Origin of the sequence: Vibrio syngnathi (assembly GCF_002119525.1) — a bacterium.
In the GTDB taxonomy this organism is placed as follows: domain Bacteria; phylum Pseudomonadota; class Gammaproteobacteria; order Enterobacterales; family Vibrionaceae; genus Vibrio; species Vibrio syngnathi.
Map to the genome: position 1 here is coordinate 51,198 of NZ_CP017917.1, position 13,141 is coordinate 64,338.

Here is a 13,141-nt window from a genome sequence, read left to right on the forward strand (position 1 = left end):
CGAGCAGCAAAAGGAAAGATAAAAAGGAACCATTATGACGACTCTAAATATTCAGAACGTGAAGACAAAAACGTTAACAGCACTAGCCATCAGCTCATTTGCATTTGGTGTTAACGCTTCTGTTGAACCACAACAATGTGAAAACGTACGCTTCGCTGATGTTGGTTGGACAGACATTACCGCAACAACGGCTGTCACTTCTGAGCTACTGAAAGGCCTAGGCTACAAAACCAAAACTGACCTACTTTCAGTACCGGTTACTTACTCTTCAATGGCGAACGGCGATATTGATGTCTTCCTAGGTAACTGGATGCCAACTATGGAAGGCGACATCGCTAAGTACCGCGAAGCGGGAACGGTAGAGACCGTGCGTGCCAACCTTGAAGGGGCAAAATACACACTAGCCGTACCAAAATACGTGTACGACTCTGGCGTGAAAAGCTTCGCCGACCTAGCAAAACATGCCGACAAATTTAAAGACCGCATCTACGGCATCGAGCCGGGTAACGACGGTAACCGCTTAATCCAATCAATGATTGATTCTGACGCGTTTGGCTTGAAAGATTTCAGCCTAGTGGAATCAAGTGAAGCGGGCATGGTATCGCAAGTATCTCGCGCTGCTCGTCGTAGCCAGTGGATCGTTTACCTTGGTTGGGCACCGCACCCAATGAACAGCAATGTTGAGATGGAATACCTTTCTGGCGGTGACGACTTCTTTGGCCCTAACTACGGCGGCGCGAATGTTTACACCAACGTTCGTTCAAACTACCTGTCTGAGTGTGCAAACGTCGGTCAACTTCTGCAAAACCTAGAATTCACTCTTGAGATGGAAAACCAGTTGATGGAAGAGATTCTTAACCAAAAAGTGAAGCCAGAAAAAGCAGCTCAACAATGGTTGAACAAGAACCCTCAACAAGTTGAAGCTTGGTTGGATAACGTAAAAACGCATAAAGGTGAATCAGCGACTCAAGCGGTTACTGAATACCTAAAGCAAGTTAAAGCTTAGTTCTACCTATCTCAACAGCTACATAAATAATAAAGGTGGGCTTGCCAATTTATCGATTGGTTTGAAGTAGCCCACCCATAATAAAAGGCAATATTGTGAATTTTATTACGGAAAACAAAATCCCTGTCGGACAATGGATGGAAGCGGGTGTTGATTGGCTAACAATCAATGCAGCAGGCTTTTTTGATGCTATTTCTATCTTTTTAGAAACTGTCATTATGTTTTTAGTCGATGTATTTAAGTGGATGCCGCCTGCTCTGCCAATCGTGATGACTGCTGCGATTGCATGGTACTTACACCGTAAACCTTCGCTAGTGATATTTGTGGTCGCAGCACTGCTGACTATTCTTAACCTCGGCTATTGGCAAGAAATGCTGGAAACCTTTGTTCTCGTCTTTGCGGCGACAACGATTTCCGTATTAATTGGCGTACCGGTTGGCATCATGGCTGCTCACCGTCCTTGGCTCTATACAGTTTTGCGTCCAATCCTTGATTTGATGCAGACAGTCCCAACTTTCGTTTATCTGATTCCAACTCTGGTTCTATTCGGCTTGGGTATTGTTCCTGGCTTAATCTCGACCATTATTTTCGCGATAGCTGCACCGATTCGTTTAACCTACTTAGGCGTCACTAAAGTGCCTGAAGAGTTGATTGAAGCGGGTAAAGCGTTTGGTGCCAGCCGCATGAAATTGCTGATGAAGGTCGAATTACCGGCGGCTCTACCAAGCATCATGGCGGGTGTAACCCAATGTATTATGTTGTCGCTTTCGATGGTGGTTATCGCCGCTCTTGTCGGTGCTGACGGACTTGGTAAACCTGTTGTTCGTGCATTGAACACAGTGAACATCTCACAAGGTTTTGAAGCTGGATTAGCGATTGTATTAGTCGCAATCATCCTTGACCGCTTGTGCAAAACACCAAACCAGAAGGAAGCTTAATCATGTCTAACTCTCAGGAAAAAAAGACAATGGACGCGATTACCATTAAGAATCTCGATGTTGTGTTTGGTAATAAATCGAAACAAGCGCTTGAGCTACTCGACCAAGGTAAAACTCGCCAAGAGATCATTGATGAAACTGGTCAAGTTGTCGGCGTAGATAATGTGTCGCTGACGGTGGAAGAAGGCGAGATCTGTGTATTGATGGGTTTGTCTGGTTCTGGTAAATCATCTTTGCTTCGCGCAGTTAACGGCCTGAATGAGATCAGCCGTGGCTCATTGGCGATCAAAGATGGAGACAAGCAGGTTGATTTAGGTGAACAGTGCGACGAAGCGACCTTGCGTCATCTTCGTACTCACCGCGTTTCTATGGTGTTCCAAAAATTTGCCCTAATGCCTTGGTTAAACGTGTTAGATAACGTGGCGTTTGGTCTAGAAATGCAAGGCGTAGCCAAAGATGTTCGTCGTGCTAAAGCGCGTGAACAACTTGAAATGGTGGGTTTGGCAGAGTGGGAAACCAAGTATCCGCATGAGCTTTCTGGCGGTATGCAGCAACGTGTTGGTCTAGCGCGTGCCTTTGCGATGGATACCGACATTCTTCTTATGGATGAACCGTTTTCAGCGCTTGATCCGCTGATTCGTGCGCAGTTGCAAGATGAGCTAATTTTATTGCAAAACAAGCTTAACAAAACGATTTTGTTCGTGAGTCATGATTTAGACGAAGCGCTGAAGATTGGTAATAACATTGCGATCATGGAGTCAGGCAAACTGATTCAACACGGTAAGCCTGAAGAGATCGTACTGACGCCAAAAACCGAATACGTAAAAGACTTCGTTGCTCACACCAATCCATTGAATGTGCTTAAAGGTCGTTCTTTAATGCAGCCTCTTGATTCACTGACGCAAGAGAATGAAAGCTGGAAGATCTGCGATTCTAAAGATCTCTGGATTGAACAGAATGAAGGTGCTTTATCGGTGAAAGGTGAATCTACCTTGGCGCTTGTTGAGTGGAGCGAGTCTGACGACCTAACCGCGATTAACGCGTCTAGTGTGGTAGTGACAAGCCCGGAGATTGGTATGCGTGATGCGATTAAGCTTAAGCAGATCAGTAACCACCCAATTCTGTTGGTTGAAAACAATCAATTGGTAGGGATTTTGGATAACAGCGAGTTTTACAACGCGCTAACGGGTAACTTTTAGATGAATACCGCTGCGTAAAATTTCGTTTTTCAGCTTAGCTATTGAGGCTGGTTTTTTATTGGTAGGAGAGGGTTAAATCTCTCTACCTCTATGATTATTAAAATATATTATTCTTTGAGTTTGTATTCTCTGGTTCATTATTTTTGTCTTCATTGAAGCTTTCATTCCCTCTTCATTAAGCAAAAGTGCCGTACCACGCAAGTTTAGTGGTATAGAAAAGATTGAGAATAGTATGAACATCAGTACAATGCGGAAAAATCAATGAAGTAATTTATCAATTTACAGTGTAATTCGAGCGCGCGTGACGTAATCACTCGAGACATTTCATCGCTTCGACGCTGTAAAACCATTCACAGTATATTAGTACAAAGGTCTGCATCTTGGACAAACATGACGAAATCCTGGTCGCTATTCGCCAAATTATTCGCGCTATCGATTTACACTCGAAGAAGCTGAGTAAAGAGTATGGTTTGACTGGCCCTCAATTAATCTTAATGAGAGCAATCCAAGAAATGGGTAATGTGACGATCAAAGAATTGTCTAATCAGACCAATGTAAGCCAAGCAACGACGACGACGATCATCGACCGTCTTGAGTTAAATGGCTATGTACAACGAGTACGCAGTTCATCGGACCGCCGTAAAGTACACGCGAACCTGACTGAAAAAGGTCAAGAGTTGCTAAACAATGCGCCACCGCCGCTGCAAGATAACTTCGTTAAAAAATTCCAAAACCTAGAGACGTGGGAGCAAAGCTTACTGCTTTCTTCGATGCAGCGTGTATCAGCAATGATGAACGCAGAAGACATCGACGCTGCTCCAGTGCTTCAGCTTGAAGGCATTGCAAACGTAGCCAAAAGCTAACGTTATTTTTAAATTGTCTATTTAAAACAAAAGCTTAAAGAGTTATTAAATGGTCGCATTAAGCGGCCATTTTTTGATCTTGGCCTCCCAGTTTTTCTGACTTTACTAATGAAAATCATCTTTCAGTTGTAGCCTATCGATATAAGCTAAGGTTTTCGAAAGACTAAGTATCAAGCGAAGGTATCTATATAGGCTATTGTATCAAGTTTGTGCTGACATATGATGATCTTCTCGTTGTGTCTAATCTCCCCCCACTTCTAAGCGACAAAACTTTTTTCAAGACAATCGCATATCATAAAACGAAAATAACAACCTTAAAGGGCTTGTTTGATGCCTTAAAATGGCTAAATTGAGGTGTTTTAAGTTGCTGTTTTTGTTGGTTTTTAATTTGGTGTTTTCTTAAGATCGCAATGGTAGTCTTAGCTTAATTTTTTTAGGGGGCTAAATGAACACCAATAACAGCACTTATCATCAGCACAGTTTTGCTCAGCAAGATCTATCAGAGCTTACATTTACAGCCTGTACGTTTATTCGTTGTGATTTCAGACGTTCGAACTTACGTGATGCAACGTTTGTGAATTGCAAATTCATCGAGCAAGGTGACATCGAGGGCTGCCACTTTGATATTGCAGACTTACGAGACGCAAGTTTCCAGAATTGCCAGTTGGCGATGGCGAACTTTAGTAATGCGAATTGTTATGGGATTGAGCTGCGTGAATGCGACTTGAAAGGAGCGAATTTTACTCGTGCTAACTTTGCCAATCAGGTAAGCAACAGGATGTACTTTTGCTCTGCGTATATTACGGGCTGTAACCTGTCATACGCCAACTTGGAGCAGGCTTGCTTGGAAAAGTGTGAGTTGTTTGAAAACCGCTGGATAGGGACTTACCTTGGCGGTGCGTCACTGAAAGAGTCTGATCTCAGCCGAGGCGTGTTCTCCGAAGATGTATGGGGGCAATTCAGTATGCAAGGGGCTAACTTGTGTCATGCGGAATTAGAAGGGTTAGACCCTCGCAAAGTGGATACGACAGGGATTAAGATTGTCGCTTGGCAACAAGAGCAGTTGCTTGAAACCATGGGTATTGTTGTGATGCCTGATTGATTTCTAATTCTGCATATCACGCTGTAAAACTCGGTTGTCGTATCACTCGGTGTAATACCCACAGCAGTTAGAAGAAAAGCCCAAAGTTAATAACTTTGGGCTTTCCGTATTTGGAGTCCGTAACCTGCAATTTATCAAAGCGACTCCTCAAACTGAGAGCGAAGTAATCTTGTGAGTCTTTCGGTTTGATATACTCAGTGTTCATTCGATTAAGATGATGGAGATGATATGTCGAAAACCGCGAAGATCATTAATGAAGATAAATTGCTCAAGAAAGCTTTGGAAGTCGGTTCTAAAATGGCAAAGTTACAAGGCTTTGATTTGCCACACTCATCTCAACCTATAAAAGTTAAGGCTGTGTACTTGTTTCTTGTTGGAGTTAATCAGATCACGCCTTTACCTGAAAGTAAGCTTGATGGCGCGAACATTAAAAAGCGCCTAGCGTTATGGATACACAAGGCACTGCCTGATAATGATCCTTTAAAGTAATTCGCGTTGAACTCGATTGACTCAAACTCGTTTCTTTTGATTAACAGCTAATTGATTTTATTTGAGAAACCTAGCTATCACACGCTAGGTTTTTTTGTTTTAGGTATCTGCGTTTCAATAATAGAGCCTCAACCGACTCTGGTGAGAGTGTGACGGTTCATTTCCTTCCACATTGGATTCGATAGTTTTTTGATTCCGGGTATTTCCCGAATAGGCTCTTGAACGCCGTATTTTACGAATTGCACTAACGATTTCCTTTCGTCTATTTCCTTCAAGACACTCAGTTTTATACCGCCCTAATAAATACATTAGAACTCAAAGTATTATTAAATACATGCAACAGGCCTTAAAGTGTGATCTGAGTCGATAAAATTTGATTTTAAGAGTTAAGGTGTTGATCTTTGTATATGGTAAATGCTCATAATAAAAAGGAATTTAATTAGAGTTCAAAGGAATTTCTCGGTATGATTACATCAGCGCCTTGGGTGTTGTGTCCAGAAGTGATAGAAAAAACGAGTGAAGAATGGAGTTTTCGCGAGCCCAAAGCTTCAGATGGCAACGACATTTATCGACTGATTTCAGAATGTCCGCCACTAGACACCAACTCGTCATATTGCAATTTTTTGCAATCCACTCACTTTAGTAAAACTTGTATTTTGGTTGAGAACAAAGGTGAGCTTGCGGGCTTTATCTCGAGTTATCAAAAACCGAGTGAGCCTAATGTTCTCTTTATTTGGCAAGTTGCAGTTGCCCCTCGATTTAGAGGTCACTCTTTAGCTTACAAGATGTTGAACAGCTTACTTCGTCGAGAGTGGCTGAAGAGTATAGAAGCTATTGAAACAACCATTACTAAGTCAAATCAAGCGTCTTGGGCACTCTTTAAAAAGCTAGACGCAAAAAATAGTAGCACTGGAAAAGTGACCACTTTCTTAGATGAAAATGTTCATTTTAAAGGGCTGCACGATACTGAGTATTTGTATCGAATACCCCTTAAATAATCATTAACTTATAGGAATCAAATAACGGCCTTATCATGGATATTTTTAAAAAGCAGGAATCTAACGTACGTTCATACTCGAATAGTTTTCCAGTCACTTTTGCTAAATCAAAAGGCTGCTGGCTTGAAACAAAACAAGGTGATCGTTACCTCGATTTTCTTGCTGGAGCAGGATCTCTCAATTACGGTCATAACAATCCAATACTTAAGCAAGCTTTACTTGAGTATATTGAAATGGATGGAATTACACATGGCTTGGATATGCATTCAGAAGCCAAAGCTGAATTCCTAGAAGCTCTTAGTCGCTTTATTTTGGAACCTCGAGCATTAGATTACAAAGTTCAATTTACCGGCCCGACAGGAACAAATGCGGTTGAGGCAGCGATTAAGTTGGCGAAAAAAGTAAAAAGTCGAAGCAGTATTGTTGCATTTACCAATGGTTTTCATGGTTGTACGGCGGGTGCATTGGCTGCTACAGGCAACCAACACCACAGGCAAGGTGCGGGCTCAAATCTCAACAACGTTACGCGTTTGCCATTTGAAGGTTACGCTGGAATCGATGGTTTAAAATTATTTGAAACGATGTTAACCGATAATTCCGCTGGTATGGATAAACCTGCTGCCGTTTTATTGGAAACGGTTCAGGGTGAAGGTGGGTTAAATGTCGCTTCAAATGAGTGGCTACAGAAGTTAAGCAAAATCTGTAAAGCCCACGATATCCTACTTATTGTGGATGATATTCAAGCCGGTTGTGGTCGAACAGGAACGTTTTTTAGCTTTGAACCTTCAGGTATAAAACCAGATATCGTTACGCTATCTAAGTCGATAAGTGGTTATGGCTTACCGATGGCTGTGGTTTTATTAAAGCCTGAACTAGACAAGTGGGAGCCGGGAGAACACAACGGCACCTTCCGTGGTAACAACCATGCGTTCATTACTGCTGCTAAAGCGTTAGAAATGTATTGGTCAAATGATGATTTTGAAAATCATATTCAACGTAGCTCAAGCATGGTCGATGATGTCATTCAACGCAATCTCAAGCGTTTCCCTGAGCTATTTGTTCAACGCAAGGGACGCGGAATGATGATTGGCATTGAATGTAAAGATGGGAACACAGCTGATGAGATTGCAAAAGTGTGTTTTGACAAGGGCATGGTAATTGAGACCGCAGGTCCAAACGATGAAATCTTGAAGTTCTTTTGTCCATTAACCATTTCAGAATCGGAATTGATGCAAGGTTTAACTATTTTCGAAGACTCAGTTGAAGTGGTAGCAACCAAGCATTTCAAGAAAGCATCGTAATAGGGAGAGTAAAATGATTGTTAGAACACTTGATGAATGTCGTAATAGTGAAAGACGTATTGTATCGGATAACTGGGAAAGCACTCGCATGTTATTGAAAGATGACAATATGGGATTTTCTTTTCATATCACAACAATTTACGAAGCGACAGAAACACATATCCATTACCAAAACCACTTGGAGTCTGTGTTTTGTATGAGTGGTGAAGGGGAGATTGAAGTCGTTGGTGGTAAAACTTACCCAATCAAACCCGGTACGTTGTACATCCTAGATAAGAATGATGAGCATTATTTACGCGCATATAAAAACAAAGAAATGACAATGGCTTGTGTGTTTAACCCACCAATTACTGGCGCTGAAGTACACGATGAAAACGGCGTTTATCCACTCGTTGATTAACCCATATATTCAGGGGTGATATCTCACCCCGCTCCCTATTATTTAGTCTTTAATCTCTTCAAGAACAAAAGGTCTTTTATGACATTTACCGTAGAAAAAATCGGCGGTACATCAATGACAGCATTTGATGCTGTGCTCGACAATATTATTCTCCGCCCTCAAAATCCTTATAACCGAATCTTTGTTGTGTCCGCTTACAGCGGTATGACGGATGCATTGTTGGAATGTAAAAAAACAGGTAAGCCTGGTGTCTATCAATTGATAGCGATGCGTGACGATTCGTGGAAGGATGCTCTATCTTATATTGAACGCCGCATGCTATTGACCAATGAGCATATTTTTGCGGATCCAATGAATCGTATGAGAGCAGATAAGTTCATCCGGTCTCGTATTTCAGAAGCCAAAAACTGTATTACTAACATTCTTGAAACGTGCCAATACGGACAGTTTTCACTGAGACATTATTTACCACAGATTAGAGAGTTTCTTTCTTCAATTGGAGAGTCACATAGTGCATACAACACGGCTCTTAAATTAAAAAACATTGGTATAAATTCGACCTTTGTTGACCTTTCTGGTTGGGACAACAAAACCCCTCAAAGTTTGGACGATACGATTAGAGAGGCTTTCTCTGACATTGATGTTACTGAGGAGCTTCCCATAGTAACTGGTTATGCGTATTGCAAAGAAGGTTTGATGCATACTTATGATCGTGGTTACAGTGAGATGACGTTTAGTCGTATCGCTACTATTACTGAGGCATCATTGGCGATCATCCATAAGGAGTATCACTTTAGTTCGGCTGACCCAAAAGTCGTTGGTGTAGGTTCGGTTAAACCGATTGGGGCAACTAATTATGATGTTGCCGATCAACTGGCTAACCTTGGTATGGAAGCTATTCACTCTAATGCGGCTGCTGGGTTACGAGAAAGTGGCATAGAACTGCAAATCAAAAACACCTTCGAGCCAGAACATGAGGGAACACTGATTTCTTCTGATTACCGACCAGACACGAATCACATTGAGATCATTGCCGGAAAACAGAAGGTATATGCGTTACATGTTTTTGACCAGGGAATGGTCGGTAAGGCGGACAATGTTAGTTATGAGTTAATGGAGATTATCGCAGATGCTAGAGTTAACCTTATTGGTAAAGAGATGAACGCCAATTCTATTACCTATTATCTAGGTGGTAGCACCGAGAGTTTAAACAAGGTGTCTTATAAGGCTGAGAAACGTTACCCTCAGGCATCTATTTCAGGTCGAATGGTCGCTATAATCTCAGCGATCGGTTCTCAAATTGATACCAATAAAACGCTCGCTAATGGTGTATTGGCTTTGATGAACCGTAGTGTTACGCCTATTGCATTACATTCGTCTATGAGAAACGTAAATGTGCAATTTGTTGTGAGTGATGACAAGTATCAACAAGCGATTTGCGCGTTGCATGAAGAATTCTTTGACCAAGATAAAAGAACCGAGACATCGGTGAATGCAGCATAAAATTTAACAGTGGAGGGCTCACCCTCCACTGTTAAAATTTCATGGAAAAGCAAAACATCAACTGCAAATTAACGATCGCCTGTATCTATTTTGATCACACAGCAACATCAGATATGAGTATTACTACTCTTGATACTTATCGAGCTTGTTATAAAGCGTTTTGATGCTGATTCCCAAGTCTTGTGCTGTTTCCTTTTTGTTGCCTTCATTTTCTTCGAGCGTATTGATAATCGCCGCTTTCTCAATCTTCTCGAGAGAAACACCCGCCGGAACCATATCCTCAACGGTAGTCCCTGTTTCTAAAGGAGGAGTATCAAAAATTAGGTGTTCATCTTTAATCGTCTCATCTGCCAATATAAAAGCTCTTTCAATACAGTGTTTTAATTCCCTGACATTCCCTGGCCACGCATGGGCTGATATTTTTTGAAGCGCTGATGTGAAAATGGTCTTCGCAGTGGTTTCATTTGCGTTGCGATGAGCAATAAAATGTTTTGCTAAGCCGACGATGTCGTCGCCTCTTTCACGCAATGGAGGGACATGTATGGGGAAGTGAGCCAACCTGAAATAGAGATCCTCTCTCAAAAACTGTTCTTCAATAGCGACTTGTGGATCTCGGTTTGTCGCTGCAATGACTCGAGTATTAGCGATACTCGTTGCATTACTGCCTACAGGGCGATATTCACCTGTTTCTAAAACTCGTAGTAATTTGACCTGGTGTTCAAGTGGCATTTCGGTGATTTCGTCGAGAAACAATGTGCCACCTTCTGCTTGCCTAAACACCCCTTGGTGTGTGCGATTCGCCCCTGTAAAAGCGCCTTTTTCATGACCAAATAATTCACTATCAACTAACTCAGGGCTGATAGCACCGCAGTTGATCGCAATAAAAGGTTGGTTTTTACGATCACTGGCAAGGTGAATCGTTTGTGCGACTAATTCTTTACCTGCCCCACTTTCGCCGACAATCAAAACATTGGTGTCAGTCTTCGCGACTCTTCTTAAAGTTCGATACAGCTTATGCATGGGCTTAGAAGAACCGACTAACATACCGAACTGGTCTAAATCGCTGGTGGACACTTTACGCCCTTCTTCCTGCTTCTGGAGGAAGTATTGACTGAAGTCTGCAAGGGTATCTTCCAATATTTGCATGTCGACGGGCTTTCTATAATGGAAGATTGCGCCATGGTTCATCATCATGTCTAAATTTTTGTTTGGCGTACCTGTACTGATAATAATCAAGTCCATTTCGTCCAATCCTGTTGCACTCGATAAGGACTTAAAATCATCGTTAGTAAATCGAGAGACTTCAACAATAGCAGTATCTGGTTGCAGTTGTTGTAGCTTGTCAATCCAATGAACATCCATAGTACTTTGAATTATTTCAAAGCTTGATAATTCATCTAGAGAGTTTATTTTAGACCGCAATAATTCATCTTTTAACTCTATAAACAGTGTCGGTAATGACATGATTTAACTCTCTTTTTGTACGACAGAAAACGACCTTGATAATAACATGATGTCCTTCAAATACGAATCTATCATTTACTATACGCCACCTTTTAAATGTAGTTACAATATTACTGATAGTAGAAGTGGCTAATTAACAGTATTGATATTAATTATTCTAGGATCTCCATTGATGATAATTTTTACAAAATACTCGTGTAATTAATACACCTCCGATTATTTTACCAATGGTAAATTTTCAAAATTAAAGTGTAAATCCTTTATTTTCAGTCAGTTAAAAAGTTGGCATGCTGGTTGCAATTGTACAAGTGTCAATTAACTAGAGGAGATAATTAATGAGAAATACTGCAAGTAAAATATTATTAGCTACTTTGATTGCAACTTCTTCATCAACTGTTTTTGCTAATAGCATGTGGGAAAAAGAAACTTTCGATGCGTGGATTGATGGAAAAGCAGAAACGACTTTATTACTGAATACTAATTTAAACTCATTTGACATCAACACCTACGTTAAAAATCGAGTGGTTACTTTAACTGGCTCGGTTAAAAATGAAACAGAGAAAGATTTGGCAGAAGAGTTAGTGCTAAGCCTAGATGACGTTAAGTCTGTAAAAAACGAACTTACAGTGATTGATGAAGACAAAGAAAAAACACCCGCAGCCGTACAAGCTTTGACTGATGCTCACATCAAGACACTGGTAATCACTCGTTTATTAATGAATACCAATGTTAGTGGTAGCGATATTCAAGTTGAAACTGAAAACAGTGTGGTTATCTTGAAAGGTTCAGTTTCATCAAGCAGTGAACACGACTTAGCTTTATCTATAGCAAATAATACCCCGAATGTAGAGAGAGTGGTGGATAAATTAAATATTATTTAACCTCTCTACAATTGGTAATTTATTAAAAATTGGGGAATAACGATGATTCGCTGGTCGCTAATATTTTTTATTGTCGCAATTATTGCCGCCCTATTGGGATTTAGTGGTATCGCTGGGGCTGCTGCGACAGTAGCAAAGATCATATTTTATATATTTGCAATATCACTACTGGTTTCAGTGGTAATTATGTTGCTGAATAAAAACAAACATTAGGAGTTTATATGAACATCAAATCGAACGCTTACCGTTTTTTAACTATTGTGGGTATTACATTTGCACTTGCGGCATGTAGTGATGAAGGTCCGATGGAACAAGCCGGGGAAAATGTAGATGAGGCTGTAGAGGATACTCAAAACGCAATAGAAGATAGCTGTGAAAATATTAAAGAGCATTTAGATGCGAAAGATGAAGATTGCTAGAACTGTCATCTAGAGTGCAATGAGATGCCAAAATCCTCATAAAAATAAACCAATGAAGTAGGAATTAGACATGAAAAATATATTTGATGTGCTCAAAGACAGTCATGAAAAGCAACGACTTTTGATGGATGCGTTACTCCAAACTTCGGGAGACACACAAGCTAGGCAAGAACTCTATGTTAACCTTAAGGATGAGTTAACCAAGCATGCGATTGCAGAAGAGCGCCATTTTTATGCACCTTTGATCGAGAGTGATCAATCCATTGACATGACTAGACATGGAATCGCTGAACATCATGGAATCGACAAAATACTCGCTCAACTCGATGATACAGAGATGTCTTCACCAGCTTGGCTTGTTTTAATGAAAACATTAAAAGATAAGGTTGAACATCATTTAGAAGAAGAAGAGCAGCGTTTTTTTCAAACCGCAGGTCGAGTCTTAGATACTGAACAAAAAGAAACATTAGCTCGTAAATATGAAAAAGAGGTTGCTTGAATCACGAAGTAATCAAATTCTTTAAATAAGTATAAAACTGCTTTGTTATCAAGCTAAGGGCTCATTCTTGAGCCCTTCT

Annotated in this window: 15 protein-coding genes; 14 read left to right on the top strand and 1 reads right to left on the bottom strand. The window is 40.8% G+C overall.

Features of this window, described 5'->3' with window-relative positions; translation table 11 throughout:
- Window positions 1–34: 34 nt before the first annotated feature.
- From K08M4_RS15210 to K08M4_RS15255, 10 genes are all read left to right on the top strand, one after another.
- Window positions 35–1,006: a choline ABC transporter substrate-binding protein gene (locus K08M4_RS15210; RefSeq protein ID WP_086050489.1), complete on the top strand. Its 972-nt coding sequence runs from the start codon at window positions 35–37 to the stop codon at window positions 1,004–1,006.
- Between the two features lie 95 nt (window positions 1,007–1,101).
- Window positions 1,102–1,944, top strand: a complete 843-nt coding sequence (gene choW / locus K08M4_RS15215; RefSeq protein ID WP_009845976.1) for a choline ABC transporter permease subunit — start codon at window positions 1,102–1,104, stop codon at window positions 1,942–1,944.
- 2 nt (window positions 1,945–1,946) lie between these two features.
- Window positions 1,947–3,143, top strand: coding sequence for a choline ABC transporter ATP-binding protein (choV, locus tag K08M4_RS15220; RefSeq protein WP_086050490.1), 1,197 nt, complete (start codon window positions 1,947–1,949; stop codon window positions 3,141–3,143).
- 380 nt (window positions 3,144–3,523) lie between these two features.
- A complete protein-coding gene (locus K08M4_RS15225) occupies window positions 3,524–4,006 on the top strand; it encodes a MarR family winged helix-turn-helix transcriptional regulator (RefSeq protein WP_004732429.1) in 483 nt (160 codons plus the stop codon).
- Window positions 4,007–4,451: 445 nt separating this feature from the next.
- Entirely contained in the window at window positions 4,452–5,108 is a 657-nt protein-coding gene (locus K08M4_RS15230; RefSeq protein WP_086050491.1) for a Qnr family pentapeptide repeat protein, read from the top strand.
- A gap of 228 nt (window positions 5,109–5,336) precedes the next feature.
- Window positions 5,337–5,597 (top strand): DUF5062 family protein, encoded by a 261-nt coding sequence (locus K08M4_RS15235; protein WP_009845972.1) that lies wholly within the window; start codon window positions 5,337–5,339, stop codon window positions 5,595–5,597.
- Window positions 5,598–6,061: 464 nt separating this feature from the next.
- A complete protein-coding gene (gene ectA, locus K08M4_RS15240; protein WP_010431975.1) occupies window positions 6,062–6,595 on the top strand; it encodes a diaminobutyrate acetyltransferase in 534 nt (177 codons plus the stop codon).
- A gap of 35 nt (window positions 6,596–6,630) precedes the next feature.
- Complete coding sequence (gene ectB, locus K08M4_RS15245; RefSeq protein WP_010431972.1) at window positions 6,631–7,896, top strand: diaminobutyrate--2-oxoglutarate transaminase; 1,266 nt, start codon at window positions 6,631–6,633, stop codon at window positions 7,894–7,896.
- 13 nt (window positions 7,897–7,909) lie between these two features.
- Window positions 7,910–8,296, top strand: coding sequence for an ectoine synthase (locus K08M4_RS15250; RefSeq protein ID WP_010431969.1), 387 nt, complete (start codon window positions 7,910–7,912; stop codon window positions 8,294–8,296).
- Between the two features lie 78 nt (window positions 8,297–8,374).
- Window positions 8,375–9,799, top strand: coding sequence for an aspartate kinase (locus K08M4_RS15255; protein WP_086050492.1), 1,425 nt, complete (start codon window positions 8,375–8,377; stop codon window positions 9,797–9,799).
- 123 nt (window positions 9,800–9,922) lie between these two features.
- Here the strand turns inward: K08M4_RS15255 and K08M4_RS15260 are convergent, their stop codons facing one another.
- Entirely contained in the window at window positions 9,923–11,263 is a 1,341-nt protein-coding gene (locus tag K08M4_RS15260) for a sigma-54 interaction domain-containing protein (protein ID WP_010431963.1), read from the bottom strand.
- 335 nt (window positions 11,264–11,598) lie between these two features.
- Here K08M4_RS15260 and K08M4_RS15265 point away from each other — a divergent pair, with 335 nt between their 5' ends.
- From K08M4_RS15265 to K08M4_RS15280, 4 genes are all read left to right on the top strand, one after another.
- On the top strand, window positions 11,599–12,144 hold the full coding sequence (locus K08M4_RS15265; RefSeq protein ID WP_017065851.1) for a BON domain-containing protein: 546 nt from the start codon (window positions 11,599–11,601) through the stop codon (window positions 12,142–12,144).
- Between the two features lie 42 nt (window positions 12,145–12,186).
- On the top strand, window positions 12,187–12,357 hold the full coding sequence (locus K08M4_RS15270; RefSeq protein WP_010431958.1) for a DUF1328 domain-containing protein: 171 nt from the start codon (window positions 12,187–12,189) through the stop codon (window positions 12,355–12,357).
- Window positions 12,358–12,365: 8 nt separating this feature from the next.
- Window positions 12,366–12,563, top strand: a complete 198-nt coding sequence (locus tag K08M4_RS15275; protein ID WP_010431955.1) for a hypothetical protein — start codon at window positions 12,366–12,368, stop codon at window positions 12,561–12,563.
- 70 nt (window positions 12,564–12,633) lie between these two features.
- Window positions 12,634–13,062, top strand: coding sequence for a hemerythrin domain-containing protein (locus K08M4_RS15280; protein ID WP_010431952.1), 429 nt, complete (start codon window positions 12,634–12,636; stop codon window positions 13,060–13,062).
- The last annotated feature ends 79 nt before the right edge of the window (window positions 13,063–13,141 follow it).

Bases quoted from the DNA above. Each gene is read 5' to 3' on its own strand.
- K08M4_RS15210 (WP_086050489.1), top strand. From the start codon at position 35: ATGACGACTCTAAATATTCAGAACGTGAAGACAAAAACGTTAACAGCA.
- choV (WP_086050490.1), top strand. From the start codon at position 1,947: ATGTCTAACTCTCAGGAAAAAAAGACAATGGACGCGATTACCATTAAG.
- K08M4_RS15230 (WP_086050491.1), top strand. From the start codon at position 4,452: ATGAACACCAATAACAGCACTTATCATCAGCACAGTTTTGCTCAGCAA.
- K08M4_RS15235 (WP_009845972.1), top strand. From the start codon at position 5,337: ATGTCGAAAACCGCGAAGATCATTAATGAAGATAAATTGCTCAAGAAA.
- ectA (WP_010431975.1), top strand. From the start codon at position 6,062: ATGATTACATCAGCGCCTTGGGTGTTGTGTCCAGAAGTGATAGAAAAA.
- ectB (WP_010431972.1), top strand. From the start codon at position 6,631: ATGGATATTTTTAAAAAGCAGGAATCTAACGTACGTTCATACTCGAAT.
- K08M4_RS15250 (WP_010431969.1), top strand. From the start codon at position 7,910: ATGATTGTTAGAACACTTGATGAATGTCGTAATAGTGAAAGACGTATT.
- K08M4_RS15255 (WP_086050492.1), top strand. From the start codon at position 8,375: ATGACATTTACCGTAGAAAAAATCGGCGGTACATCAATGACAGCATTT.
- K08M4_RS15260 (WP_010431963.1), bottom strand. From the start codon at position 11,263: ATGTCATTACCGACACTGTTTATAGAGTTAAAAGATGAATTATTGCGG.
- K08M4_RS15265 (WP_017065851.1), top strand. From the start codon at position 11,599: ATGAGAAATACTGCAAGTAAAATATTATTAGCTACTTTGATTGCAACT.
- K08M4_RS15270 (WP_010431958.1), top strand. From the start codon at position 12,187: ATGATTCGCTGGTCGCTAATATTTTTTATTGTCGCAATTATTGCCGCC.
- K08M4_RS15275 (WP_010431955.1), top strand. From the start codon at position 12,366: ATGAACATCAAATCGAACGCTTACCGTTTTTTAACTATTGTGGGTATT.
- K08M4_RS15280 (WP_010431952.1), top strand. From the start codon at position 12,634: ATGAAAAATATATTTGATGTGCTCAAAGACAGTCATGAAAAGCAACGA.